Source organism: Algoriphagus namhaensis, assembly GCF_042649705.1.
GTDB classification, from domain to species: Bacteria; Bacteroidota; Bacteroidia; order Cytophagales; family Cyclobacteriaceae; genus Algoriphagus; species Algoriphagus namhaensis.
In genome coordinates this window covers 912,137-937,928 of sequence record NZ_JBHRZS010000007.1, presented here as the reverse complement: position 1 = coordinate 937,928, position 25,792 = coordinate 912,137, and the positions used below count along the sequence as shown (strand labels likewise).

The 25,792-nt window shown below is 42.0% G+C and carries 21 protein-coding genes; 12 read left to right on the top strand and 9 right to left on the bottom strand.

Annotation, left to right across the window (positions count from 1 at the left end; all coding sequences use genetic code 11):
• Position 1 precedes the first annotated feature (1 nt).
• From trkA to ACFOSV_RS12360, 3 genes are all read right to left on the bottom strand, one after another.
• Positions 2-1,348, bottom strand: a complete 1,347-nt coding sequence (gene trkA, locus ACFOSV_RS12370; protein ID WP_377906327.1) for a Trk system potassium transporter TrkA — start codon at positions 1,346-1,348, stop codon at positions 2-4.
• A gap of 150 nt (positions 1,349-1,498) precedes the next feature.
• Positions 1,499-2,743, bottom strand: coding sequence for a DNA recombination protein RmuC (locus tag ACFOSV_RS12365; RefSeq protein WP_377906326.1), 1,245 nt, complete (start codon positions 2,741-2,743; stop codon positions 1,499-1,501).
• Positions 2,733-3,752, bottom strand: coding sequence for an alpha/beta fold hydrolase (locus tag ACFOSV_RS12360; RefSeq protein WP_377906325.1), 1,020 nt, complete (start codon positions 3,750-3,752; stop codon positions 2,733-2,735). Before ACFOSV_RS12360 ends, ACFOSV_RS12365 begins: the two co-directional genes overlap by 11 nt.
• Positions 3,753-3,830: 78 nt before the next feature.
• Here ACFOSV_RS12360 and ACFOSV_RS12355 point away from each other — a divergent pair, with 78 nt between their 5' ends.
• Entirely contained in the window at positions 3,831-5,051 is a 1,221-nt protein-coding gene (locus ACFOSV_RS12355) for an NRAMP family divalent metal transporter (RefSeq protein ID WP_377906324.1), read from the top strand.
• A 236-nt stretch (positions 5,052-5,287) separates the two neighbouring features.
• Here the strand turns inward: ACFOSV_RS12355 and ypfJ are convergent, their stop codons facing one another.
• Positions 5,288-6,184 (bottom strand): KPN_02809 family neutral zinc metallopeptidase, encoded by an 897-nt coding sequence (ypfJ, locus tag ACFOSV_RS12350; protein ID WP_377906323.1) that lies wholly within the window; start codon positions 6,182-6,184, stop codon positions 5,288-5,290.
• 67 nt (positions 6,185-6,251) lie between these two features.
• On the opposite strand from ypfJ, the gene ACFOSV_RS12345 reads away from it, so the two are divergent.
• Complete coding sequence (locus ACFOSV_RS12345; protein ID WP_377906322.1) at positions 6,252-7,055, top strand: 3-keto-disaccharide hydrolase; 804 nt, start codon at positions 6,252-6,254, stop codon at positions 7,053-7,055.
• Between the two features lie 178 nt (positions 7,056-7,233).
• Here the strand turns inward: ACFOSV_RS12345 and ACFOSV_RS12340 are convergent, their stop codons facing one another.
• On the bottom strand, positions 7,234-7,701 hold the full coding sequence (locus ACFOSV_RS12340) for a SixA phosphatase family protein (protein ID WP_377906321.1): 468 nt from the start codon (positions 7,699-7,701) through the stop codon (positions 7,234-7,236).
• 151 nt (positions 7,702-7,852) lie between these two features.
• Here ACFOSV_RS12340 and topA point away from each other — a divergent pair, with 151 nt between their 5' ends.
• Genes topA through ACFOSV_RS12300 form a run of 8 tightly spaced genes read left to right on the top strand, consistent with a single transcriptional unit; the run spans position 7,853 to position 18,022 of the window.
• Entirely contained in the window at positions 7,853-10,177 is a 2,325-nt protein-coding gene (gene topA, locus ACFOSV_RS12335; protein WP_377906320.1) for a type I DNA topoisomerase, read from the top strand.
• Positions 10,149-11,423 carry a carboxypeptidase-like regulatory domain-containing protein gene (locus ACFOSV_RS12330; protein ID WP_377906319.1) on the top strand — a complete coding sequence of 425 codons (1,275 nt, stop codon included), beginning with the start codon at positions 10,149-10,151 and terminating at the stop codon, positions 11,421-11,423. The genes topA and ACFOSV_RS12330 overlap by 29 nt, the downstream gene beginning before the upstream one ends.
• Entirely contained in the window at positions 11,420-12,112 is a 693-nt protein-coding gene (locus tag ACFOSV_RS12325) for an SIR2 family NAD-dependent protein deacylase (protein ID WP_377906318.1), read from the top strand. The genes ACFOSV_RS12330 and ACFOSV_RS12325 overlap by 4 nt, the downstream gene beginning before the upstream one ends.
• 47 nt (positions 12,113-12,159) lie before the next feature.
• Positions 12,160-13,077, top strand: a complete 918-nt coding sequence (locus ACFOSV_RS12320) for a DUF5996 family protein (protein WP_377906317.1) — start codon at positions 12,160-12,162, stop codon at positions 13,075-13,077.
• A complete protein-coding gene (locus tag ACFOSV_RS12315; RefSeq protein WP_377906316.1) occupies positions 13,022-14,428 on the top strand; it encodes a flavin-containing monooxygenase in 1,407 nt (468 codons plus the stop codon). Before ACFOSV_RS12320 ends, ACFOSV_RS12315 begins: the two co-directional genes overlap by 56 nt.
• 19 nt (positions 14,429-14,447) lie before the next feature.
• Positions 14,448-15,782 (top strand): YfcC family protein, encoded by a 1,335-nt coding sequence (locus ACFOSV_RS12310; RefSeq protein WP_377906315.1) that lies wholly within the window; start codon positions 14,448-14,450, stop codon positions 15,780-15,782.
• Between the two features lie 18 nt (positions 15,783-15,800).
• Complete coding sequence (gene mgrA, locus ACFOSV_RS12305; protein ID WP_377906314.1) at positions 15,801-16,823, top strand: L-glyceraldehyde 3-phosphate reductase; 1,023 nt, start codon at positions 15,801-15,803, stop codon at positions 16,821-16,823.
• A 5-nt stretch (positions 16,824-16,828) separates the two neighbouring features.
• Positions 16,829-18,022 carry an MFS transporter gene (locus tag ACFOSV_RS12300; RefSeq protein ID WP_377906313.1) on the top strand — a complete coding sequence of 398 codons (1,194 nt, stop codon included), beginning with the start codon at positions 16,829-16,831 and terminating at the stop codon, positions 18,020-18,022.
• An 11-nt stretch (positions 18,023-18,033) separates the two neighbouring features.
• Here the strand turns inward: ACFOSV_RS12300 and ACFOSV_RS12295 are convergent, their stop codons facing one another.
• Positions 18,034-18,825 carry a hypothetical protein gene (locus ACFOSV_RS12295; RefSeq protein ID WP_377906312.1) on the bottom strand — a complete coding sequence of 264 codons (792 nt, stop codon included), beginning with the start codon at positions 18,823-18,825 and terminating at the stop codon, positions 18,034-18,036.
• Positions 18,826-19,020: 195 nt separating this feature from the next.
• Between ACFOSV_RS12295 and ACFOSV_RS12290 the strand changes: the two genes are divergently transcribed.
• Positions 19,021-20,148 (top strand): pyridoxal phosphate-dependent aminotransferase, encoded by a 1,128-nt coding sequence (locus ACFOSV_RS12290; protein WP_377906311.1) that lies wholly within the window; start codon positions 19,021-19,023, stop codon positions 20,146-20,148.
• Positions 20,145-20,696 carry a GNAT family N-acetyltransferase gene (locus tag ACFOSV_RS12285; protein WP_377906310.1) on the top strand — a complete coding sequence of 184 codons (552 nt, stop codon included), beginning with the start codon at positions 20,145-20,147 and terminating at the stop codon, positions 20,694-20,696. Before ACFOSV_RS12290 ends, ACFOSV_RS12285 begins: the two co-directional genes overlap by 4 nt.
• Here the strand turns inward: ACFOSV_RS12285 and ACFOSV_RS12280 are convergent, their stop codons facing one another.
• From ACFOSV_RS12280 to ACFOSV_RS12270, 3 genes are all read right to left on the bottom strand, one after another.
• Positions 20,697-22,058: an exonuclease domain-containing protein gene (locus ACFOSV_RS12280; RefSeq protein WP_377906309.1), complete on the bottom strand. Its 1,362-nt coding sequence runs from the start codon at positions 22,056-22,058 to the stop codon at positions 20,697-20,699.
• A 53-nt stretch (positions 22,059-22,111) separates the two neighbouring features.
• Positions 22,112-23,707 carry an NAD(P)/FAD-dependent oxidoreductase gene (locus ACFOSV_RS12275; protein WP_377906308.1) on the bottom strand — a complete coding sequence of 532 codons (1,596 nt, stop codon included), beginning with the start codon at positions 23,705-23,707 and terminating at the stop codon, positions 22,112-22,114.
• A gap of 108 nt (positions 23,708-23,815) precedes the next feature.
• Positions 23,816-25,726: a polysaccharide biosynthesis protein gene (locus tag ACFOSV_RS12270; protein WP_377906307.1), complete on the bottom strand. Its 1,911-nt coding sequence runs from the start codon at positions 25,724-25,726 to the stop codon at positions 23,816-23,818.
• Positions 25,727-25,792 lie beyond the last annotated feature (66 nt).

Sequence of the window (25,792 nt, the reverse complement as noted above, 5' to 3'; positions counted from 1 at the left end):
CTTAGTGGAAAAGTTTTTCCAAGGCAAGTCTAGCCTGCGGCAAAGCCAAAACAATGGCTTTATCATTGATATTTAGGATAAAGTCACCATCTGGAATAATGACTTCTTCACCGCGAATCACACCTGCCACGATCGCCGTATCGGGAAAGTGAAGCTCACGCAAGGGGTATTTCGTCAGTCTGTTATTCTTGCAGACGCTATACTGGATAAATTCAGCATCCACACCATAGATGCCGGAAACAGCCTCTACGGTTCCTTTTTTGAGGTATCGGGAAATTTCGTTAGCCGCTACCAGTTTTTTATTGATCAGGGAATCCACCCCAATACTATGTGAAATATGAATGTACTCGCGAGTATCTACGTGTGCAATAGTTTTGTATACGCCATGATTTTTGGCCGAAAGGCTGGTAATAATATTCGTCTCGGAAGAATCAGTAAGTGCGAGGAAGGCATCCATTTGCTCCAAACCTTCTTCCATGAGCAACTCAATATTCTTGTAGTCGCCTGTAATGACCAAGGTGTTTTTTAGATGCTCAGCAAGCCACTTACAGCGTTCCTTATCCTTATTGACTAAGGTCACGCGGAACTTATCCTCTAGCCTCAAAGCAGTATTCAGGGCCATATCATCTCCACCGATAATCATGACATTTTTGACCTGAACCTTTTTCTGCCCTAGCAATTCGAGGATACTCTCGGTGTTCTTTTTGTTTGAAATGAAAAAAACGTGGTCATTATTACGAATAATCGTACTTCCTCGTGGAATAATGGTCTTTTGGTCCCTGAGAATGGCGATAATGCGAATGTCATCGAAGATAGGATTAGACTTCGTATCCATGATTCGCTGATCCACCAGTGAGTTGGATTTGTCAAGTGTAATCCCGACGATATTAAGTTTACCTCCACCAAAATCAAAAACCTCCGTAAAACTCGAGTTTTCGATCATGTTGAAAATCTCGCGACTACACAGCATCGTTGGCGAAATCAAATTATCGATCCCGACATTTTCAAAGTACTTGATATTTTCTTCGGAAAGGTAGCTATGATTCCGTACCCGGGCCATAACTCGCTTGGCACCCAATTGCTTGGCTAAAATTGCCGTAACTAGATTGGTTTTCTCGGAAGTGGTGACAGCCAGCACCATGCTTGCATTGTCTACATTCGCGCGTTGTAATACTTCAAATGAACTCGCATCCCCTTGTACTGTCAATACATCCAGCTTGGAAGATACATAATCCAAAACCTCTCGGTCGGTATCAACGAGAATGATATCCTTGTTGTCGTAACTTAATTGCTCAGCCAGATGGTAACCCATATCCCCAGCACCCGCAATTACAATATTTCTCCCCATGTAGGTTTGATGAGTGAATTAAAGGCCAAAATTAACATCTTTCTACATGTTAATCAGTCTTTAAGACATTTCTTTTTGATTGATATACTTTCCTAAACACTAGAGCTGGCTAAAAATTCAATAATTAACCAAAATTGATCTTTTTAAAGCTCAACTATCTAGCAGTTTACTCCCCTCATCGCCAGACATTTCCTCCACATCCTTGAGCTTTCTCTGAATTACTCTCGTGCGAGTACCCACTAGCTTGTCCAGCTCGGTATTAGCCTCGTTGAGTTTCTTTTGAGTCTTTTCCAAAAGCTCACCAAATTTTGAAAATTCCCCTTTGACTGCCCCAAGAATCTGCCACACCTCTGAACTTCTTTTCTGTATTGCCAAGGTTTTAAAGCCCATTTGTAAACTATTTAATAGCGCTGAAAGAGTGGTCGGTCCTGTAATAATTACTTGATGCTCCTGCTGGATTTTTTGTACAAAACCGGGCTCACGAAGAGCCTCGGCATAGAGGCTTTCCATTGGAAGAAAGAGTATTCCAAAATCAGTGGAATGAGGAGGATGCACATACTTTTGACGAATGTCCATCGCTGATTTCCGAATAGCTTGAAAAAGCTCTTGGCGATAGGTGGCAATACCGGCAAGATCCCCCAATTCGTAGGCGTCTACGAGTCTCAGATAGGGTTCTTGTGGAAATTTAGCATCGATCGGCAAAAGAACCGGAAATTGATCTCCTGGCATCTTGATTGCAAACTCTACTCGATCTCGACTATGCGTCCCTATCAAGGCATTGACTTCATACTGCTCTGGACTTAACACATTTTCCAAGATCGCTTGAAGCTGATACTCACCCAGTACCCCTCGACTCTTTACATTACTCAGGACTTTCTTCAAATCCCCAACTCCATGGGCAAGACTTTGCATCTCTCCTAGCCCTTTTTGCACAGCTTGCAATTGCTTACTCACCATTTCAAAAGACTGCCCTAGTCTCGCCTCAAGGGTCTTTTGCAGTTTCTCATCTACCGTTTCTCGGATTTTTTCCAACCTCAATTCGGTACTGGACAGTAATTCTTTTTGACTTGCAGTCAAATCCGTGAATCGCTCTTTTTGCAATGCATTAAACTCTTTGATATTCTCTTGAAAAAGCCTTCCAAAATCCTTTAAGGCTTCATTTTGATTGTTAGCAGCCCTATCCAAACTTTCAAAAACAAGTGAAAACTGAGCCGTCAAGCCCTTGGCAAATGACTCCCGAACTTGTTCCATTTGATCTGAGATTTCTTTTCTAAAACCAGCTAATTCTTGTCTCAGGGTATCTTCACTGCGTCTAGAATTACCTCGAACAAAAATGAAAATAATCAGGGCAAGCTGAAGGAAAAGGACGAAATACAACAAAATGTCAGTCGGCATGGGTAATCATTTTAGGAGCTGAAAAGTAATCGTTTCTGATTTCCACCCCTAAAAAACCCAAATATTCTGCGACAGATTCCGTCGGAATTTCTTCCATAGGCACATGCCCGGCATTTGAAAAGACCTTCAATTTGGAACCCGGAATGGACTCCTGAAGCCGATATCCGTTCTGAACATTTATCCAGCGATCAAATTCGCCCCAAGTGATCAGGGTGGGCATATTCAGCCTAGAAAAGTCAACCGAAGAGCCTCTAGGTCCAGTAAGTCGATCCAAGGTTGCCTGTCTATTTCCTTCTCGAAGCATCAATTCAAAATAGCGCTCAATCACCTCATCCGAAATCTTCGATTCGTCAAAGTATACTTCTTTCATATTCATTCGGAAAAGGAATTTCGGTGTACACTTGAGCAGTAACTTCGAGAAAACAGGATTTCGAGCCACTTTAAAAATCCACGCACCACCACTCTTTTGGGGCTCTTTTTCATTTAATTGTCTTGGTTCGGGTCTAATAGCGGGAGCACCCGCCGAATTCACAAGGTTCAGACTTTTGACCAAATCTGGTCTATCGCTCGCTATTTGCAAGGCCACAGCTCCCCCCATGGAGTTGCCCGCCAAGTGAAATTCGTCCAAACCCAGTTTCTCTGCGAGTCGCTGAACCAAAAGGCTATAATCACTCACCGAGTACGCCTTCAGCTCATTTGGTCCCGTGAGCCCATGGCCGGGAAAATCAAGTGAAATCGTCAGAAAGTAAGGACTCAATTCTTGCTGCCAACGCTCCCAAGTATGCAAGGAAGAAAAACTTCCATGCAGGAGAAATATGGGCTCCCCTTCGCCCATAAAACGAACATGAATATTCTGCCCATCGATATTCACATACGTAGACTCTGGAGTCTTATATTTTGATTCGATGTATTCAGGAGACAGATCTGATCGATAAAGTAGGATCAAGAAAAAAATCAAGACTAAAAAAAGCCAAGCAACTACCTTTAAAATTCTTTTAAATACCTTCATAAAACAAGGATCAATATAAATGAGTCGATCATCATGCGAAAACTAGGTCAATTCTCTATTTTTCCAAAAACATAAGGCTTGAACTTAAAGAAAATCTTCCAATCCATCGGGCCAGGGCCCATTATTGCAGCTGCATTTATCGGGCCAGGTACGGTCACTGTTTGTACTCTTGCTGGCGCTAAGTTTGGTACAGAGCTGATCTGGGCCATGGTACTCTCCATCCTCATCACTGCTATCCTACAGGAAAATTCAGGAAGAATAGGTATGGTTACCAAAATGGACCTGAGTGAATTAATTCGATTCCAAAAGGACAAAGCACTCTACAAATTTTTCGCTATCCCCTTGGTTTTACTGGCCATTGGCCTTGGAAATGCTGCATACGAATCTGGAAATCTGACAGGTGCTGCCTTAGGTGTGGACGTGATTTGGTCATTGAAAACTGAGTATATCGGATCATTTGAATTGAATTTGGCCAATTTATCCATCGGAATATTTACCCTAATCCTGCTTTGGTTTGGCTCTTTTCAAATCCTACAGCGTCTGCTCGTCGGTCTAGTCATCATTCTTTCACTTGCATTTTTCGCTGCCGCACTTATTACGGCTCCAAGTTTCAGTCAGATTTTATCTGGTTTCATCCCTAACCCGAATGCTAAAAACCTATTGACCATCGCTTCCTTAGTCGGGACTACGGTGGTCCCCTACAACCTTTTCCTCTATGCTAGTTTGGCAAAAAAGAAATGGAATAGCACTCATGAAATTGGCAAAATGCGCTTGGATATTTGGGTGGCTGTGGTTTTAGGAGGATTAGTGTCTATGGCCATCATGATCGTAGGCGCTTCAAATATGGGGCAGGAAATCACCAATGCGGTAGATGTGTCCAAAGGTTTGGAAAGTGTCTTTGGCAGCTGGGCAAAATATATGATGGGGATCGGACTAATCGGTGCAGGGATTACTTCCTCCCTCACAGCGCCACTTGCTACAGGTTTGGTGGTGTGTGGCCTCTTAGGATGGAGTCAAGAAGTCTCTTCCAAAGCTATGCGAACTATTATGATTCTTGTCGTGCTGTGTGGAATTCTCTTCTCCTCGCTGGGAATCAAGCCTATCCAACTGATTGTTTTGGCACAACTAGCCAATGGGATTCTTTTACCTTTAGTGAGCGGTTGGATTCTTTGGATTGCTTATCAGAAAGAGCATATGGGTGAGTACAAAACTTCCACATCTGCGATGTTTGTTGGAGTAATCATTTGGCTAGTGACCTTGGCGCTCGGCATCAAGAGTGTTTCTTTGGTATTGAGTTAATTTAATATGACTCTCTGCAATCATGCCAGTAGGCTTATTTTCTTTGTTTGACTGAATGGATGACAGATGACCGATGACCGAAGTCGCTTAAAAACTCGAGTTAGCTTATTATTTGTTACCTGCAGATCTATACTGGCGGAAAAGCGGATATACCCATAATTTAATACTGAACCATGCAATTGGTATTCCGATATGCAAATAAACCTTCACTACCCCATCTAATTTCTGGCTTTATCTCAGAGATCCTTTGCGCTAAATGTATCTCCCTGCTTAAGATCACCTGTTGCGAAACCTTTGGAAAACCATTTCATGCGCTGTTTCGACGTACCGTGAGTGAAAGAATCTGGGACCACCCTCCCCGTGGCCTGCTTTTGCAGACGGTCATCACCGATCGCATTGGCCGCATTGAGCGCCTCTTCTAGATCTCCCTTTTCCATCATGGCTGCACTTCTTTGACTATGATTAGCCCAAACTCCTGCTAAGAAATCTGCCTGTAGTTCTAATCGCACAGAATACTCATTGTATTCGGTTTGGCTTACTTTTCCACGCATTTGCTGAACTTCTCCAGAGATTCCTAGAATATTTTGCACGTGATGTCCCACTTCATGAGCAATGACATAAGCCTGTGCAAAATCTCCAGGTGCATTGAGTTTGTCTTCCATTTCTTGGAAAAAACTGAGATCGATGTAAAGTTTTTCGTCCGCAGGACAATAAAATGGACCCGATGCACTAGAGGCCATTCCGCATGCCGAGGAAACAGAATTAGTAAAAATAACCAATGTCGGTTCCCGGTAATTATCGATCAGTTTATTCCATACATCTTCAGTATCAGCAAGGATAGTTGCACAAAACGCGGCTAACATATCCTCCTCTGCTGTGGGCTGGTAAGGTACAGTCGTATTGGAAAGTGGACTGGAGCCCCCAGCCATATTTCCTATAAATGAAAGCGGATTGATCCCGGTGACAATTGATAAAACAATGACAATCCCCACAACGACGAGGCCTGTTTTAGAAAACAAAAATTTAAAGAGAGACATCAATACCAATGGATTCATCCCACTGCTAGAGCCACGAGCGCTTTGACCTCTGCGATCTTCTACATTTTGACTTCGACGTCTACCTTGCCATTTCATTTCAAAAAGATTTGTTTCCTAAATTTAGGGAATCCCCAAAATATTCTAAGTCCATTATCTTATATTCATGATATTATCATTAAGAAAACCCATTATGCCTCAGACTATTCTTTTGAAAAAAGCTACACTATTATTCGTATTTCTCCTGACTTCTAGCCTTCTATTTGCCCAAGTGGGAGTAGGAACTCCGCCAATTAAAGGTGCAAAACTATATCTCGATGGGACTAAAGCCATGCTCGATCAAAATTGGGAATACTGGGAAGGCCCGAGATTCTCTTCCGAAATGCCGATCAAATGGCCAGAAGCGAAGGACCCAATTACAGGTGATCCGGTCATCAGCAGCAATGACCCAGCAGGTAAAGGCGGAAAATATGGAGCAGCGGATATTGTAACGAAAGATAAATTCCGCGATTTCAGAGCTCATGTCGAATTTATGGTCACTGAGGAGGGAGGAAACTCCGGTGTTTATCTTCAGAATAGATATGAAATCCAGGTTTTGGATGGAGATTATGGACTTCATGGCATGGCCGCTTTGATTAATGAGCATTTGCCAACTAAGGAAATGTACAAGGGTGTAGGAGAATGGAATGCCTACGATATCATGTTTCGAGCTGCCCGATTCAAAGATGGGAAATTGGTAGAGAAACCTCGTGCCACGGTTTATTTCAATGGAGTAAAAATCCATGAAGACAAAGAAATTCAGCAAGTCTGGGGTGGACCTAATTCCGGTTTGGACGGAGGAAATGATGGCGGAAAGGGTATTACGGATACTCCAGGCGGACTCAAGCTTCAGGCTGAAGGATATAGTGTTTTGTATAAAAATATCTGGATCAAAGAAATGAAATTAAAGGGTCCAAACACGGATTTTTGAAATTTCTAAAGCAAATCTAAAAAGGGGTTGTCCAAAAATTGAAGTTTTACACTTTGGATCCTTTAATTATCCGGAATCGAAATGTGTCCCAGAAAGCTAAAAAAGCCTTCGACTCCGCTCAGGCTGACATTAACCATTTATGAGACTGCCTCTTTTTTTGAACAGGGAGAAAGGGAGATCAAGAATTGATTTCTTTTAGAATAAAAGTGTCGGCTCCGATAAGATCCCAAGTATCCAACACCATCTCTAATTGAGCAAAGGTCCCTGGACTCATATTTTGATAGCTCAATCCGGAAAGGTGCGAAAGCAACAAGGAAATGATGGGATTATGTCCAACCAAAAGACAGGAATTCACCGATTTGGGAACATTTGACAATAAATTAATCAAGACATTTAAATTGCCCTCATAAATCTCTCTTGTGAATTCTTTATGATGAATGGGGATTGTCGAGGCAATTAAATCCGCAGTCTGCACCGTTCGGTTAGCAGTGGAGCATAGCAGTAAATCAATTTCATCGATCTCCTCAGAAAGCTTGCTGCTCAGACGTTTGAGTTGCTCTACCCCAGCAGCAGTCAGGTTTCGCTCATGATCCATACCATCCGAAAATCCGGCCTCCCCATGTCTTAATAAAAAGAGCTTTTTCATTGCAGGTTTTTTATACGATTTTGATCAGAATAGAGCGCAAAAACTCCTCCAAAAGAATCGACATAAAATTTTAATATTTGGACGAGAAAACAATGCCGTCTATTTTTGACTTGTCCAAGTGACCCAGAAGTCCATTTAAATTTCCTTTTTTATGTCCAAAAATCTAGTCATCGTCGAGTCCCCCGCCAAAGCAAAAACCATAGAAGGTTACTTGGGAAAGGACTACAAAGTAGCATCTTCATATGGACATGTTCGGGATTTGCCAAAGGGTGACAAAGCCATTGACAAGGCCAATCGATTTGCGCCAACCTATGAAGTCACTGCCGATAAAAAGGAGGTGATCAAAAATCTCAAAAAACTAGTAAAAGATGCCGAGACCATCTACCTAGCGAGTGACGATGACCGTGAAGGAGAAGCCATTTCTTGGCATTTAAAAGAGGTGTTGAACCTTAAAGATGAAAACACCAAGCGTATTGTCTTTCGGGAAATCACCAAGAATGCCATTACCAAAGCCATCGAAAATCCACGAGGGATTGATTATGATTTAGTCAATGCACAACAAGCCAGAAGAATCTTGGATAGACTCGTAGGTTTTGAGCTCTCTCCTATTCTTTGGAAAAAAATAAAAACAGGACTTTCGGCCGGACGGGTTCAATCTGTGGCAGTTCGACTCATTGTAGAACGCGAGCGCGAAATTGAGAAGCACGAAGCGAAATCTAGCTTTCGAATCACTGCTCAATTTTCAGCAGATGGAAAATCTTTCAAAGCAGAGCTTCCAAAGAAATTTGAGACCAAGGAGGAGGCTGAGGAGTTTCTCAAGGGCTGTCTTTCTGCTGAGTTTAGCGTAGCAAACCTTGAAAAGAAGCCAGCGAAGAAAACTCCTGCGCCTCCATTCACTACTTCTACCCTACAACAGGAAGCCAGTAGAAAACTTTATTTTTCTGTGGCTCAAACCATGTCTGTGGCTCAAAAGCTGTACGAGGCGGGTAAGATAACTTATATGCGAACCGATAGTGTGAATCTATCCAATGACGCCATGAGTTCCGCTGAAAAAGAGATTACAGGGTCTTATGGTGACCAATATCATCAGCCTAGAAAATTTAAAAGCAAATCAGATAGTGCCCAAGAAGCTCATGAAGCCATCAGGCCCACAGACTTTTCAACGCTACAAGCTTCTGGTGATCGGAATGAGCAGCGTTTATACGAATTGATTTGGAAGCGAGCCATAGCCTCACAGATGGCAGACGCACAACTCGAGAAAACTACGGTAACCATTGCCATTTCCAACCAAGATCAAAATCTAGTAGCTAACGGTGAAGTAATCAAATTCGATGGCTTCCTTAAGGTCTATCTTGAAGATACCGACGACGAAAATGAGGAGGATGATCAGACAGAAAAAGGGCTTTTGCCGCCAATGTCACTGGGCCAGGTGTTAAACCTCCTGGAAATGAAAGGGAGAGAATCCTTTACTCGTCCAGCACCAAGATACACCGAAGCTTCCCTTGTAAAGAAACTAGAAGAGCTTGGAATCGGTAGACCTTCCACCTATGCTCCTACCATCTCCACCATCCAAAAAAGAGATTACGTGATTAAGGAATCTCGAGATGGAAAGGATAGAAAATACACCGAAATGGTGATCGCCAATGGGAAATTTGCGGAAGAAGTCAAGACCGAAGTAACTGGAGCAGAGAAGCAAAAGCTTTTCCCTACCAATATTGCCATGGTGGTGAATGATTTCCTTGTGGAGCATTTTCCAAATGTGATCGACTTCAGCTTTACCGCTCGAGTAGAAAAAGAATTTGACGATATCGCAAATGGCGGGAAGGTTTGGCAAGACATGATCGACAACTTTTATGGGAAGTTTCACCACCGGGTCGAGGAAACTGAACTTGTGGCCCGTGAAGATCTCAACACGAGCCGATTGTTGGGAAATCACCCAGAAAATGGCAAACCAATTACCGCTAGACTTGGTCGATTTGGACCGCTGGTGCAGATCGGAGATGCGGAGGATGAGGATAAAAAGTTTGCCAGCCTGAAGAAAGGCCAGTTTATTGAGAATTTGACGATTGAGGATGCTCTGGAGCTCTTCAAATTGCCACGTGACGTAGGAATGTTTGAAGACAAAAAGATTGTAGCAGCCATAGGTCGATTTGGCCCTTATGTGCGTCATGATGGATCTTTTGTTTCACTTCCAAAAGAAATTGATCCGCTCAGCGTAACCGAAGAAGAAGCTATTCAGTTAATTAAAGACAAGCGAGAAGCAGATGCCAAAAAGCATATCAAGACTTTTGACGAAAATCCAGAAATCCAGCTTTTGAATGGACGTTGGGGACCTTATATCAAGTTTGGAAAGAATAATTATAAAATCCCAAAGGATAAAGTTGCCGAGGACTTAACCTATGCCGAAACGATCGATATTATCGAAAATCAGCCAGAACCTAAAAAGCGTGGCGGTAGATTCGCAAAGAAGAAATAGTCCAAGTAGCTTTTGGAATTTGAACGGGATGAGCAAAGAAATACTTCTTTCGTTCATCCTGTTTTTTTGTGTGGGTTTCGCCATGGGACAGCATAAATTTTATGGGCGAGTGGTGGAAGCCAATACCATGGAACCTATCCCCTATGCCACCATATTTTTAACCAACACCACTTACGGAGTAGCTGCAAATCTAGATGGTGAATTTGAGCTTGAGATTCCTAGTGGAAATTATGAAGTAATCGCTCGCCTTCTTGGCTATGAACCAATCACATTTGCTATAAATACCAGCAATTTAGCTCCAAATGGCTATAGAATTGAACTTATACCAGTGGAAAAAGACCTAGAATTGGTAGAAGTTGAGGAGGAACGAGACCCCATTTGGTATAGAAACCTTGCACGATTCAAACAGCATTTCATTGGTCTTTCTGAAAATGCCGAAAAAACGACAATCCTGAACGAGCAGGTGCTTTTAATGGACTCTGAAACCGACCCCGACGTACTGCAAGTGAAGGCTAAGGACATGATTCAAATCCAAAATGAAAACCTTGGATACCAAATCGAATATCTTTTGAGCCAATTCACCCTTAATACAAAGGAGGGTAAAATTCTCTATGGAGGAAATCCGCTCTTTATTTCTGATTCCACAGCGACGGGTTCCCAACAAAAACGCTGGGAGAAAAACCGTAAAGAGGCTTATTATGGTAGCATTCAGCACTTGATGCAGTCTCTTTATTATGATAAATCGGAGGAAGAAGGATATGAATTTAGGCTGATTCGAGAAATCCCTAATCCAGAGCGCCCCACAGATGAGGAGATTGCTTTGGCCAAAGAACTACTCAAGACAGAATCAGACAAGGATAAGCGAGATTCACTGATCACCAATTTGATCATGAAGGAACCGCTTTCTCCTACCGTCAGACAGCTCATCAATCAACCTTTGGAACCTGAGAATTTTGTCTCTAGAGATAGTCTGGGCAGGGTATTTCTTCAGATTGAAGACTTTCTTCAAGTCACCTATACCCGAGAAAAAGAATCAAAAAATTTCACAGGCAGTGCCTATGTGAGTCAAAGAGGAGCCCAAGTTAGTATCATTGATCAAATCACGGAAACTTTGGAAATTTATGTCAATGGGAGCTATTCAGATACTTTCGGGTTGATGTTTGAGGGATATATGGCTTGGGAAAAAGTAGCAGATTTGATGCCTTTGGATTACCTTCCAGAGGAAGTTTCCTGGAAAGACCAATGAAAAAAAGACTTGTTGTATTGTCTGGTGCCGGTATTTCTGCTGAAAGCGGAATCAAAACCTTCAGAGACTCAGGCGGACTTTGGGAGGGATATGATGTGATGGAGGTGGCCTCTCCCGAGGGTTGGGCAAAGAATATGGAATTGGTGCTGGACTTTTACAATCAGCGCCGAATTCAAGCTCGGAGTTGTAAACCAAATAATGCCCATGTCGCACTGGCAGACTTGGAGAAAGATTATGAAGTTGACATCATTACCCAAAACATTGACAACCTTCATGAGCAAGCAGGATCTACCAAGGTGCTACATCTTCATGGAGAGCTTTTCAAAGCCCAAAGTTCACTTGACCCAAAACTAGTTTATGAACTGAATACCAGTGATATAAATATCGGAGACAAATGTAAAAAGGGAAGTCAATTAAGGCCTCATGTGGTATGGTTTGGTGAGCCTGTACCCATGATGTTTCCTGCCATAGAACTGGTTCGGAAGGTAGATATTTTTCTGATTATCGGAACTTCCATGCAAGTTTATCCCGCTGCAAGTTTGATTGATTTTGTGCCAAAAAGAGCCGAAATTTATTTGATAGACCCTTCTCAAGACCTCCCTTATTTTGGGAGTCAGGTCATACATATTGCAGAAAAAGCGATCAGGGGAATGGAAATCCTAAAGGAAAATTATTTAAATCATAAGTAATTTTATCCTTGTTGTATTTCTCCTAAATTACGTGAAAATGAATTTTTATGGCAGGTAAAGGAATGCAGTGGCCAGTACTCGATTATAAAGAGAGTGAATCTACTTTTCAGCTACTTCATCAATGGACGCAGATCGTTGGGAAGGTCCGACTAAAATTAACACCGAGGAAAAACCATTCTTGGCATGTGACGCTCTATGTGAATGCAGAAGGACTCACCACAGGTCCAATTCCTTATGAGGGCGGCATATTTGAGATCAAATTTGACTTCAATCGGCACGATTTGAAAATAAAAACAAGTGCAGGCCGACAGGATCGATTTGCACTTGCCGGACAAACGGTGGCAAGCTTCTATGAGCAACTAATGGAAAAACTGGAGTATTTGGGTATTCATGTGAAAATCCACACCAAGCCCAATGAGCTTCCTGAAGCCATCCCATTCGAAAAAAACACAAAACGACTCCCCTATCATCCTGCCGCTGCGAAGAACCTTTGGAAGGCATTGATCTGTATCAAAGGTACATACCTGGCATTTGGTGAAGGATTTTGTGGAAAAAGTAGCCCTGTTCATTTCTTTTGGGGCTCCTTTGATTTGGCTTATACCCGTTTTTCGGGAAAGAAAGCACCTCAATTTCAAGGTCAAATGCCAAACATGCCCTTGAATATCATGCAGGAAGCCTATTCTCATGAACTTTACAGTGTAGGCTTTTGGCCGGGCAATGCAGATTTCCCTGTTCCTTCTTTCTATGCCTACATCTATCCAAACCTCGAAGCTTACAGGGAAGAAAAAGTTAAACCTAAAGAAGCCTATTGGAATGAGCAATTGGGTGAATTTATGCTTCCCTATGAAGCGGTACAGAAATCTTCCGATGGTCAAAAAAAGCTATTAGAATTTCTAGATTCTACTTACCATGCAGCTACCAAAGTGGCAAAATGGGATAGAAAACTACTCGAAAGTAATCTCTGAAATAGTAAATGGAATGAAGCGTAAAATTGCAGTAATAGGTGCAGGCCCATCCGGAATCACTGCTCTTAAAAACTTATTGGATCAAGGACTCGACGCTGTTGCCTTTGATCGAAATACCGAGGTGGGAGGAAATTGGATTTACTCAGAATCTGAAAGCCATTCCAGCGTTTTTGAAACCACCCACATCATTTCCTCCAAAACCCTTTCTCAATACGAAGATTTTACCTTTGACGAATTTGATCCCGAAACCTCAGACTATCCCTCACACGATGAATTGAGGGGGTATTTTCAAGCTTACGCCAAAAAATTCAACCTCTATCCATATATCCGTTTTGGTACCATGGTGCGCTCCTGCAAGTGGATCGATGATCAAACTTGGGAAATTACTACAGAAAAAGACGGAGTAGAAAGCAAAGAAATATTTACTGATTTAGCCGTTTGCAACGGACATCATTGGAAACCAAGATACCCTGATTATCCTGGAACATTTACCGGAGAATTTTTGCATTCCCACCATTTCAAAAAGGCTGCTCCCTTTGAAGGAAAGCGGGTGTTGGTCATCGGTGGAGGAAACTCTGCCTGTGATGTGGCAGTGGAAACTTCCAGAGTATCCAAAAAAACAGCAATAAGCTGGAGAAGAGGGTATAGAATTGTGCCCAAATTCTTTTTTGGAAAACCTTCCGACAAGGTCGCCGAACAAACCAAATGGCTTCCAGTATGGCTTAGAATGCGTTTAAATCAAGTTCTACTCAAGATAATGATTGGAGATAATGAAGCCTACGGACTTCGTCCCGTTACAGAGCCTTTCGGCGCAACGCACCCTACCATCAATGACGAACTTCTTCATAAAATACGTCATGGCAAAGTGAAGCCTCGAATGGATATTGAACGATTTGATGGAAAGAAAGTGATTTTTGAGGATGGGAAAACAGAAGAGTTTGATTCCATTGTGGCCTGTACAGGCTATTGGCTCAGCCATCCGTTTTTTGAAAAAGATTTTATAGACTACAGCAAAGGGCCCGTTCCACTTTACCTAAAGATGTTCCATGAAAAATATGAGAATCTGTTTTTTATCGGAATGTTTCAGCCACTGGGCTGCATTTGGCCTGGTGCCGAGCTCCAAAGTAAGATCATGGCAAGGCAGCTGACTGGTGAGTGGCAAAGACCTGAAAACATAGCTGAACTGTGCCAAAAGGAAGTGGAAAACCCACATTTTAAGCAAGTGAATACTCCAAGACACACGATTACAGTGGATTATCACTTATTTATAAAAGCTTTAAAAAAGCATCTGCCAAAAGACTACGTGTCAAAAAACCCAAAGCAGGAATTTATAAAAGAGACCTCCTCATAATGCCTACTAATACAAAGACATGAAGCTTACTTTTCCGCATCCTATAATTATTCTCCTTTCTTTTATTTTTATCTCGGGTGCAGCAACATACTTTATCCCTTCAGGAAGCTACGAGCGAGTTTTGGATGAGAATACAGGACGAGAAATTGTAGTACCTGGAAGTTATAAAGTTCTTCCCGATGTAGACGTCAGTTTAGTAGACATGCTGGTATCCATTCCTGATGGAATTGTAGCCCGGGCTGATGTTTTGGTTCTTATTCTTCTGCTGGGAGGGGCATTTTTTGTCATCGAAAAAACAGGTGCATTGAAGGCCGGAATCGAATCCTTGATCTATACCTTCCGAAGTAATCCACAAATTCTATTCTACATTTTGGGTATATTCTGCGCACTTTGTGGGGCCGTGTTTTATATGTCCGAGGAATTCATTGGCTTAATGCCAGTCCTCATCCTTCTGGCTAATAAGACCCGGTATGATTTGAGGGCGATTGTATGCATTTCCGTTGGATCTTCCATTTTAGGTGCAGCCTTTTCTCCTTTCAATCCCTTTGGTTCACTTCTCGCAATGGATATTGCTCAAGTTGATCCAGCTGAAGGGATAGTCTTCCGGATTTTGTTTTTGCTCGTTGCGCTAATCCTATGGGTTTTTTATCATATCCGTTATGGTAAATCCAAGTCCGTTAATGAACAAGCAGAAGAAGTTCAAAAACCACAAATAACCTGGGCTCATCGCGTTATTCTTGCTTTGATGTTGTCAGGAATTGGCTTTATGGTTTACGGAGTCGCCATACAGGGATGGGATTACAATCAAATGGGGATCTTATTCTTTGTAATTGGTTTTGCTTGTGGACTCGTGGGAGGATTAGGGCTAAATGGCACGGCTCGAACATTCTCAGCAGGTTTTTCGGAGATGATTTTTGCCGGGGTGATTATCGGTCTTGCTCAGGCTATTTACTTAATTCTGAATCAAGGAATGGCAATTGATCCCATTATCCATGGGTTATTTCAACCCTTGGAACAACTCCCAAATCAGGTTGCTATTCTAGGACTTTACCTCTCTCAGGCATTGATTCATATTCCGGTCCCCAGTGCCTCAGGACAGGCTGTTTTAACAATGCCTTTGGTGACTCCATTGATTGATCTCTTGGGAATGTCACGTCAGATCGGGGTTCTCTCATATCAGTATCCCACAACGCTCATGGATATGATGACCCCAACCAACGGTACCATTATGGCTATCTTAGCTGCTGCAAATATTAAATACAATCATTGGGTGGCCTACCTATGGAAATCTTGGCTATTGCTTATGGCGATTAGTTTGATTGCTGTATTTTCGGGCTACCTCTGGTTTTCATAAACTCTAAATCTCAATTTCATGGATATCAACGAACATAATCCCCTACTGCCCTATCAACCAGTGTCAGATCGCTACCATCAAATGAAGTACAGAAGATCAGGAAAAAGTGGAATTCGACTACCTGAAATCAGTCTTGGTTTGTGGCACAATTTCGGACATAATGCTGATTTTACTTTAGGAAGAAAGATCCTTCGCAAAGCATTTGATCTGGGAATTTGTCACTTTGATTTGGCAAATAACTATGGGCCTCCATTCGGGTCTGCAGAGGAGAATTTTGGAAGAATCTTAAAAAAGGATTTTGCATCTCTACGAGATGAATTGCTCATTTCTTCAAAAGCGGGCTGGGATATGTGGCCAGGACCTTATGGAAACTGGGGTTCGAAGAAATATTTGATTTCAAGTTGCGATCAAAGTCTTCAGCGCATGGGCTTGGACTACGTGGATATTTTTTATCATCATCGTCCTGATCCTGAGACACCGCTTGAAGAAACCATGGGAGCCCTCGACCTCTTGGTGAGACAGGGGAAGACACTTTATGTTGGAATTAGCCAATATTCAGCAGAAGATACTGAAAAGGCGATCGGGATTTTAAAGGATTTGGGAACGCCCCTATTGATTCATCAACCCAGATATAGTATGCTAGACCGATGGGTAGAGAATGGACTTTTGGATGTCTTAGGAAATGAAGGAGTAGGAAGTATTGCCTTTTCTCCCTTGGAACAAGGATTATTGACCAGTAAATATTTAAAAGGAATACCAAAAGATTCACGTGCTGCCAAAGACGGGAGATATCTTAGCACAGATCAGATTTCGGCAGATAAGATTCAGCTCATTAGTCAATTGAATGAAATTGCTGAAAAGCGCGGGCAATCCTTAGCCCAGATGGCGATTGCTTGGCTTTTGAAAGATCCGAGAATCACTTCGGTTTTAGTGGGAGTATCCAAACCAGAACAGCTCGACGATAATGTAAAGGCTGTGGAGAATACTACATTTTCAGCAGACGAAATCAATGGTATCCGTAGCATCCTAAGCGGAGTATGAAGGAAATGAGCCAAAGAAAGGCATTGAAGATTATAGTCATTGCCCAGTTTTTGGGAACCTCTCTTTGGTTTGCTGGAAATGCCGCAGCTCCACAGTTTAGTGCAGTTTTGGGTGAAGAAAATCTCATTGGTTGGATCACCTCTGCTGTGCAATTTGGGTTTATCCTTGGGACTTTAACTTTCGCTATTTTCTCTATCCCGGATCGGTACAAACCTTCCGATGTCTTCTTTTTCAGCGCTGTGATGGCAGCGGCCTTCAACTTACTTTTGGCTGTAATTCCACCTAGCTTTTGGGTGCTGATCTCAGGGAGATTCCTGGTGGGATTTTTTCTTGCCGGAATCTATCCCGTAGGGATGAAAATAGCGGCTGATTACTTTGAAAAAGGCCTCGGGATGGCACTAGGCTTCTTGGTGGGAGCCTTGGTTTTGGGAACAGCATCCCCTCATTTGATAGCAAGCTTAGACTTCAATGTCTCATGGAAGTTGATTTTCTGGTCGACCTCTTTATTTGCTATTCTTGGCGGTGCAATGGTTGGATTCTTTGTCCCAGATGGACCCTACAGAAAACCTCTGGGCCAATTTGATTGGAACCTAATTCCTAGCCTTCTCAAGATTGACAGTTTAAAAAGTGCTGCCACAGGCTACTTTGGTCATATGTGGGAGTTATACACCTTTTGGGCATTTTGCCCGGCACTCATTCTGTATTTTCAAGATGGAAGCAATCCCTCAAATCTAACCTCATTTATCGCCTTTTCAGTAATAGGTATAGGCGGAATTTCTTGTGCGATTGGAGGTTGGTTTTCCGAAAAATACTCAAGTAGATCAGTGGCATTGTTTGCTTTGGCAGGATCAGGCATTTGCTGTCTTGCAGTCTTACTAATTCCAGAAGGTTCTATCTGGATATGGATTAGTTTTCTCTTGATTTGGGGAATCCTGGTAACGGCAGACTCTCCACAATTTTCAACTTTAGTAGCACAAAGTGTCCCAGCTGAGTTTAAAGGAACCGCACTTACCTTAGTCAATTGCGCCGGCTTTGCCTTGACTATTTTCAGTATTGCGCTAGCAGATTTTCTTCTAGGAAAGCTTGAAATCCAGGAAATTTTGGCCCTATTGGCGATTGGGCCAGTTTTTGGGATAGTTGGATTCTTATATTTTGACAAAAAAAAGAGGCTTTCAACAAAAGCCTCTTCTTCAATCTAAAACCGGACTATCTATCTTACTACGTTTTCTAAAGTCGCTAAGTAAACCCATTTTTGGTCACGAGAGTTCAAACCTTCATTCACAGCGTTTCTCTGAGCCTCATCTTGATTCATGTCCTCATAGGCCTGCCCATTAAAAAACTGCATGTAGTCTTTGTACATATTCATGGTCAAGTGTGTGGATTTAGCTTCTGAGCCTAGAGGTAAAGCTGTCCGTAAAAAGCTCCAATGCCCCATTAAACCTTGTTCAATTCTATTTTGATGGATGGGTCGAAACACATTCATTTCGGCTTTCTCATAGTCATCAAATCTTCCTTCCACGGCTTTCATCAAATCAAATGAAGCTAGCACGCCAGGTTTCATCACAAAGTCATCATTGGTACAAACGATTTCTTTCATGTAAAGCCTCATCGGCATATCGCGCATATTCAGAGCATCCTGAAACATTGAGGCTATTTGTACCTCAGTAAGATGGGGATAAGCGATTCGCGTATATTCGATCAATTTATCCTCTTCCATTCCGTTCATCATGTTCACCGGGTCGTCGTAATAAGTCACCATAATGTGTTGGAATTCGCTGTCATGTCCTCCGGACTGAAGGGACCAAAAATCCCAACCAGTAATTCTTCCATCATTTAGAGCTTGACGATAAACTTTTTCCATCAAATCTTTATATTCGATGTAGTCAAAAAGCTGATCATTTTTTACATTGATAAATTCGAATACCATGTATTGCGCTTCTTGGGCCTGTAAAGTGCTCGCCCAAAGGAAAACACTCAGGATTAATGCAAATGTTCTTTTCATATTACTGGGATTTAAGTAAAGTGATTGATATAATTTAAAAATATTATTGGGTTATTTTAGCAAAAATTAGATTATTTTATTTCAATACTTCAAATTGTCAAAATTTAATTATATTCAATGAACTCATGCCAATCATGTAAAATTTTTAATTTTAAGACAGGGCATTTACTATTTTAACAAAAAAAAGAAAGAATTATGAGAGGTTTGTCAAGACGATCATGGCTAAAAAAGGCTTCACTTGGAGGTGGAATGGCTGCACTGGGGGTAAGTGGAGTGATTCCAAGCCTATCCGCAGAGGAGCGAGCGAAGTACAATCCAAGACCTTTAGCCGATACCATTAGACTAAGTTCTAATGAAAATCCTTTCGGTCCATCGGCCGCCATGCGTAAAGCTATGGAAGGACATTTTGACCTTGGGTGTAGGTATCCTTGGTCCTATAATGCAGACCTTGTAGAAATGATCGCAAAGAAAGAAGGCGTGACTCCAGATCATATCGTCATGGTGGCTGGATCTACAGAAGGACTTAAAGTCGCTGGCCTTACTTTTGGTCAGGGTGGTGAAATCATCAGCTGCTCCCCTACTTTTTTGGCTATGATGAACTACGCTGAGCTTTGGGGTACGGATATCAACTGGGTACCGCTAAATAAGGACTTAGATTTTGATTTAGATGAAATTGAAAAGCGCGTAAGCTTTGAAACCAACCTTGTTTTCCTTTGTAATCCCAATAACCCCACTGGTAAACTACTTCCTGCAGATCGGGTGGTAGATTTTTGCAAGACTGTGAGTGAAAAAACTATTGTATTTAGTGACGAAGCATACTACGACTATATCACAGAGCCAGGCTACCCTTCCATGGTGGAATTGGTAAAAGAGGGTCGGGATGTGATTGTCTCAAGAACTTTCTCCAAGGTTTATGGTCTTGCAGGGATCCGTTTAGGCTATTTGATTGCAAAGCCAGAAATCGCCAAGAAGCTTTCCGAACGAGTGGTGGCCAATACAAATATCATGGCAATTGAGGCTGGAAAAGCTGCCCTGATGGATCAGGATTTTTACAATTTCTCTCTTCAAAAGACCGTAGAGGCAAAGAAAATGATCACCGATACGCTAGATGAACTGAAACTTGAGTATTTGCCTTCTCATGCAAATTTCGTCTTTTTCCACTCAGGAAGAGATATCAAAGAATTGGGTGAGGCCATGCTAGCAAAAGGCGTTCAGATCGGAAGGCCTTTCCCTCCGTTGAATGACTGGTGCCGAATATCCACGGGTACTATAGAAGAAATGGCTCTTTACAATCAGGCATTCAAAGAAGTGATGCAAGGATGACCGATTTCCCGAAAGACCTCATCCTAGAAAATGAAACTATCCTGCTTCGTCCCTTGACAGAGCAGGATTTTTCTTTGCTTTCGCCACTTACTCAAGAGCCAGAGTTATGGGAATACTTTACTCATGATCTATCCAAATTTGAAGCTTTCAAACCTTGGGCCTTAGATCATTTTGAAGGAAAAAGGCTTCAATTTGTGATCTGGGACAAGAAAACTGATCAATTAGCCGGATCTTCAGGATTTGGGAACTACTCGCAAAGGGATCAACGCGTGGAAATTGGTTGGACCTGGATAGGAAAGGATTTTCATGGGACGGGCTTGAATCCTTCCGTTAAAAAATTAATGCTCGCTTATGCATTTGAAACTTTAAATTTGAAACGGGTAGAATTCAAAACAGACGTATTAAATCTTCCAGCAAGAAAGGCTTTAATTAAGCTTGGAGCCATAGAAGAAGGGGTTCTCAGAAGTCACACTTTACTTCATCATGGGAGACGTAGGAATACGATTTACTACAGTTTTCTAGAAGAAGATTGGCTCAAAATTCGATAATCAGGAGGCCAAAACTCGAATGGCACTCGGCTCGATGGTATGAATAAATTGCCTAAAAATATAAAATGTCTCTGGAATTTGTGGAACAAATTGAAAGCTTTCCTCATCTAAATCCGATGTGTTCTTTCTCTCATAAAAAGCATATTTGCTCAAAATCCCCCGATCAAAAACCAATTGAAGTAATTCCAATTCCGATCTTCCAGGCAATTCGATCAAAAGTTCTTTTTGCGTGTCTTTGATCTTGGTGACAAAGTCTGTCATGCGCTGATTGTAGTCTTCAGCTTTTTCCGAGTCATGACATGCTCCTTGACATGAATTAGTTTCCTTGGGATTACATGACACTTTTTTGAGTCCGCAAAGTTTTTCGCAAAGCTCATGATTTTGGATACCAATTTTCAAAAAGGCGACTGCCTCCTCTCGTGAAAAAAATGTTTCCAGAGGATAAAGCCCCTTGCCCACTTTAGCGATCTGGAATCTCAAAAAACCATTCCCATCCTCAAATTGAAATAGGCCCCAAAGCGTTTTGGGTCGCTTTAAGGCTGAATTATACTTTGGCCAAAGCCTTTTAATTTCAATGGTTTCAAAAAGCAATGCGAAAAACTCAGATCCTGTCAATTCCCACTTCAGATCAACAACCTCTGCTTTCAAGGCATTTTTCAGACTGGGCAAAGAGTTTCCAGAAAAATGATTTTTGAATCGTTCCTTGATGTTAATCGCTTTACCTACATAAATGATTTTCCCTTTTTCGTTGAGCATGTAATACACGCCGCAGGATTTTGGTATTTGATCGAATCTAGATTTCGGGAAGTTTGGAGGCAAAAAACTGTAGCCCGAATTTTTCTTTAAGCCCTGAAAAATAACATCTGGAGACTCTTGAATCATTTGGTCAAAAAGAATCGCAGTAGCTTTGGCATCTCCCATGGCTCTATGTCTTGCCAAAATGGGAATACCTCTTGATTCACAAAGTCTCCCCAAGCTGTATGATCGCATTTTTGGATAAACCTTTCTACTAAGTCGAACCGTACAGAGTTTTTGAGGTAAGTAAGTTTTTCCCAAACGCAAAAAGGCCTCACGGATAAAACTGTAATCAAAATTAACCTGATGTGCCACGAAAACCTTTCCATCAAGCAATTCCCAGAGGTCATCGGCTATCTCAGCAAAAGTCGGGGCATTCCGCACCATAGCATTGTCAATACCTGTAAGACCGGTGATGTATGTCGGAATCCCCATTTCGGGATTGACTAAGCTTTCAAAGCTCTCAGTAATCTCCTGTCCGTTGTGGATCACCACAGCAATCTCAGTGATCCCTCCCGCCGCGGGAGAACCTCCAGTCGTCTCAATATCCACGATGGCAAATTCCATAATCAAAGCTAAGAAAACCTAAGGGTTTACCGGCTTAGCTGACAGCTATTGTCTCAATTGGCCTCTTCAGCTGCCACATTACCGTACTTCAGCAAAAGATACTCCGCGCAGCGCTCTCCATCCATGGCTGCTGATACTATTCCTCCGGCATATCCAGCACCCTCACCACATGGATATAGTCTCTTCAATTCCAAATGCTCAAAGCTTTCCCGATCTCTTGGGATTCGGACAGGGGAAGAAGTTCGGCTTTCTAATCCAATAAGTTGTGATTCATTCGTGTAGTATCCTTTTTTCTTTTGGCCGAAGGCCTGAAAGGCATCAGCAAGTCTGTGTCCAATAAAATCAGGAAGAACTTCCATCATATTGACAGCCTTCAGGCCGGGTTGATAGGAAGTGGGAAGTAAGGTCGAACTTTCCCTTTTTTCTACGAAATCTACCATTCGCTGTGCTGGGGCAACTTGCGTTTCTCCTCCAGCCTGCCAGGCTTTCTTTTCAACGTCAGCCTGAAAATACAAAGCAGCCAAAGCCCCATACTTATGATAACTTGGTATATCCTCAAGCTCTACGGACGCTACAATTCCTGAATTGGCATATTTCCCATCTCGTCGACTTGGACTCATCCCATTCACCACAAGCTCTCCGGGCGCCGTGGCAGCCGGAACTATAAAACCACCCGGACACATGCAAAAACTAAAAACTCCACGCTGAACACCCTTATAATGCGTCTGATGCACTAGGGAATAAGCGGAAGGTGGCAAATAAGGTCCGCGATCTGTGGAGCAGTGATATTGAATCTGATCGATAAGAGTTTGACTATGCTCTATTCGCACTCCTAAAGCAAAGGGCTTAGCCTCGATTAATACCTTACGATTTTGAAGAAGATGAAAAATATCTCGCGATGAGTGACCCGTCGCCAATATTACCCCAAGACCCTTTACCTTTTCTCCAGACTGAGTGACTACTCCCTTGAGCTCTCCATCTGCTATGATCAGATCATCGATTCTTGTTTCAAAATGAATTTCGCCACCTGCCTGCAAAATGGACTCTCTCAATTGCGCAACGAGTTGAGGAAGTTTGTTTGTACCGATATGTGGATGAGCATCTACCAAGATCTCCTCTGTGGCCCCATGAGCCACCAAAATCTCCATGATGCGACGAATATTGCCTCGTTTTTTGGAGCGAGTATAAAGCTTTCCATCAGAATAGGTCCCTGCCCCTCCTTCTCCAAAGCAATAATTAGACTCTGGATTTACAATATGTTCTTTGTTGATTTTAGCCAGATCTCTCCTGCGTGCTCTTACATCTTTACCCCGCTCAAAAACTATGGGCTTGTATCCCAACTCAATCACTCGAAGTGCCGCAAATAAACCGGCTGGCCCAGCACCTACAATCAACACATTCTCGGAATTGGCTACATTCTGATAATCTCTATGCTTTGGCGCAAGAGATCCAGGGTTTTCATTTACAAAAACCTCTGCATCCACATTCACTTTTATCTGTCTTCCTCTTGCATCAATAGAACGCCTAGTTTGTCTAACAAAAACCTGAGGATCGTTTTGGATTCCGGCTTTTTTTAAAGAAACCCGACGAAAGGTATCCTGGTCAAATGCCTCTTGAGGTGAAAGTTGAAGGGAAAGTGTTTTTTTCATGGGTTAAAAAAGCCCTAAAGGATGCGCAAATTTACAGGATTTAATTGGTCTGGAATAAAAAAAGCTGCCCATGAAAGATGAGCAGCTCCAATTCTTTTGTTCGTGATTTTAATTCAAACGATCCAAGACTTCAAATCTAGATGAATTCGAAATAAACTCTGGAACAATGGCCTTGAGATGGGACACTAACTGATTTTCAGAATTTTGATTAATCAAATCCGTAAACATTTCTATTTGCCCATCAATTTTATGATAGGCAGAAGGAAGAACCTGCGCTATTTTAATTTTTGGATGATGCGTGATTTTGACCGTTTCAAAGTCATTTAAGAGCTCTTCGAAGAGCTTCTCTCCTTCTCTGAGTCCTGTAAACACAATTTTGATATCTTCATCCACGACCTTGCCCGAGAGTTTAATCATTTTTTTAGCCAAATCAAGAATCTTCACCGGCTCTCCCATATCGAAGATATAAATCTCTCCACCCTCTCCCATGACTCCAGCTTCTAGTACCAATTGGCAAGCCTCTGGGATAGTCATAAAGTAACGGGTTATCTCAGGATGAGTAACAGAAATAGGTCCACCATTCAAGATTTGCTTTTTGAAAAGTGGAATCACCGAACCATTCGAGCCCAAAACATTTCCGAACCGAGTAGTGATAAACTTGGTATGGTATTTTTTGTGATTGGTTTCGAGATACTCATTTAAAGCCTGCACATACATTTCAGCTGCCCGCTTACTCGCCCCCATCACATTGGTAGGATTTACAGCTTTATCAGTGGATACAAATACGAATTTGTCGACCTGAGATAATACCGCAATATCCGCGAGAACTTTTGTTCCCAATACGTTAGAGTGAATCGCTTCTTCAGGATAATTCTCCATCATCGGCACATGCTTGTAGGCCGCCGCATGGAAAACAATTTGAGGTTTGAATCTTCTAAAAACCTCTTTGATTTTTTTCTTATTTCGAATGTCACCTAAGACAATTTGAATCGGTACTGAACACCTCTTCTCCTTAAATTCTTGTTCGATATCGTATAGTGCCGACTCAGCAATATCCAATAAAATCAGAAGTTTGGGCTTATAGTGACAGATCTGACGGCAAAGCTCACTTCCAATAGAACCTGCAGCTCCTGACACCAAAACCACTCTTCCTTGTATGTCCTCTTGGATTCTAGGATTTTCCAGAACGATTTGTTCACGACTCAAAAGGTCCTCAATTTTCACTTCTCGAATCGCACCTGCGGTTAGGCCACCATTGATCCATTGATTTACAGGAGGAATGATAGAAACCGAAACATTAAGGCGAAGGCACTCGTCAGTGATCTGGTTTTTTCTGGATACTGAAAGGTCACGAATGGCAATAATCAATTCCGTAACTCCCTGTTCTTTCACAAGCTTTTCCAGCTGCTCGAGTCCAAAGTAGATGCGTTTACCATCAATATTCTTACCCTCTTTTTTGGGGTCATCATCCAAAAATGCAATGGTATTAAAAACCGTATCTCTATCCCTCTTAATGGCTTCTTGGGCAATAATACCCGCTTCACCAGCACCAAAAATCACTCCATTTTTAACTTCTTGCTCCAGCACTCCACTCTTCACATATTGAAACAATTCCTTCACGAGCAATCGATAGAAAATCAACACAAAAAGTGAAGAAAGACTAGATATAATTAGTACAGATGTTGGAAGTAAAAATCTATCGTTTAGAAAGTTTCCCGAGAAGAAATTTAAGAATAGGAATAATAAAAAATTGATTACAACCGTTTTAAAGATGTTGGCACCATCACGAAAACCAGTATGCCTTACAATACCCTCATAGCTGCGAGTATTCTGCATTACTAGAAGACCTCCAAGCATAAACGTTAGGCTACCTACGAAGGCATCATTTTCCTCTACTATGGCAAGTTCAAAATTGAATCGAACCAAGTATCCAAAGATGGCGCAATAAAAAAGAACTAAGGCATCAAAAGTGGCGATGATCCATCTTGGAAGAATCTTGAGCCGGGTTAAAAAATTCATAGAATTCGCTTCTTTATTTGATTAAGATACGGCTTTTTAATTGAAAGCCATCATTCACAAATGTTC

Excerpts from the sequence above, each read along its gene's own strand:
- ACFOSV_RS12280 (WP_377906309.1), bottom strand. The coding sequence starts at position 22,058 with ATGGAATTTGCCATCGTGGATATTGAGACGACTGGAGGTTCTCCCGCG.
- trkA (WP_377906327.1), bottom strand. The coding sequence starts at position 1,348 with ATGGGGAGAAATATTGTAATTGCGGGTGCTGGGGATATGGGTTACCAT.
- ACFOSV_RS12340 (WP_377906321.1), bottom strand. The coding sequence starts at position 7,701 with ATGAAAAAGCTCTTTTTATTAAGACATGGGGAGGCCGGATTTTCGGAT.
- ACFOSV_RS12290 (WP_377906311.1), top strand. The coding sequence starts at position 19,021 with ATGAGAGGTTTGTCAAGACGATCATGGCTAAAAAAGGCTTCACTTGGA.
- ACFOSV_RS12300 (WP_377906313.1), top strand. The coding sequence starts at position 16,829 with ATGAGCCAAAGAAAGGCATTGAAGATTATAGTCATTGCCCAGTTTTTG.
- ACFOSV_RS12315 (WP_377906316.1), top strand. The coding sequence starts at position 13,022 with ATGCAGCTACCAAAGTGGCAAAATGGGATAGAAAACTACTCGAAAGTA.
- ACFOSV_RS12295 (WP_377906312.1), bottom strand. The coding sequence starts at position 18,825 with ATGAAAAGAACATTTGCATTAATCCTGAGTGTTTTCCTTTGGGCGAGC.
- ACFOSV_RS12325 (WP_377906318.1), top strand. The coding sequence starts at position 11,420 with ATGAAAAAAAGACTTGTTGTATTGTCTGGTGCCGGTATTTCTGCTGAA.
- ACFOSV_RS12360 (WP_377906325.1), bottom strand. The coding sequence starts at position 3,752 with ATGAAGGTATTTAAAAGAATTTTAAAGGTAGTTGCTTGGCTTTTTTTA.
- topA (WP_377906320.1), top strand. The coding sequence starts at position 7,853 with ATGTCCAAAAATCTAGTCATCGTCGAGTCCCCCGCCAAAGCAAAAACC.
- ACFOSV_RS12285 (WP_377906310.1), top strand. The coding sequence starts at position 20,145 with ATGACCGATTTCCCGAAAGACCTCATCCTAGAAAATGAAACTATCCTG.
- mgrA (WP_377906314.1), top strand. The coding sequence starts at position 15,801 with ATGGATATCAACGAACATAATCCCCTACTGCCCTATCAACCAGTGTCA.
- ACFOSV_RS12320 (WP_377906317.1), top strand. The coding sequence starts at position 12,160 with ATGGCAGGTAAAGGAATGCAGTGGCCAGTACTCGATTATAAAGAGAGT.
- ACFOSV_RS12345 (WP_377906322.1), top strand. The coding sequence starts at position 6,252 with ATGATATTATCATTAAGAAAACCCATTATGCCTCAGACTATTCTTTTG.
- ACFOSV_RS12270 (WP_377906307.1), bottom strand. The coding sequence starts at position 25,726 with ATGAATTTTTTAACCCGGCTCAAGATTCTTCCAAGATGGATCATCGCC.
- ACFOSV_RS12365 (WP_377906326.1), bottom strand. The coding sequence starts at position 2,743 with ATGCCGACTGACATTTTGTTGTATTTCGTCCTTTTCCTTCAGCTTGCC.
- ACFOSV_RS12310 (WP_377906315.1), top strand. The coding sequence starts at position 14,448 with ATGAAGCTTACTTTTCCGCATCCTATAATTATTCTCCTTTCTTTTATT.
- ACFOSV_RS12275 (WP_377906308.1), bottom strand. The coding sequence starts at position 23,707 with ATGAAAAAAACACTTTCCCTTCAACTTTCACCTCAAGAGGCATTTGAC.
- ypfJ (WP_377906323.1), bottom strand. The coding sequence starts at position 6,184 with ATGAAATGGCAAGGTAGACGTCGAAGTCAAAATGTAGAAGATCGCAGA.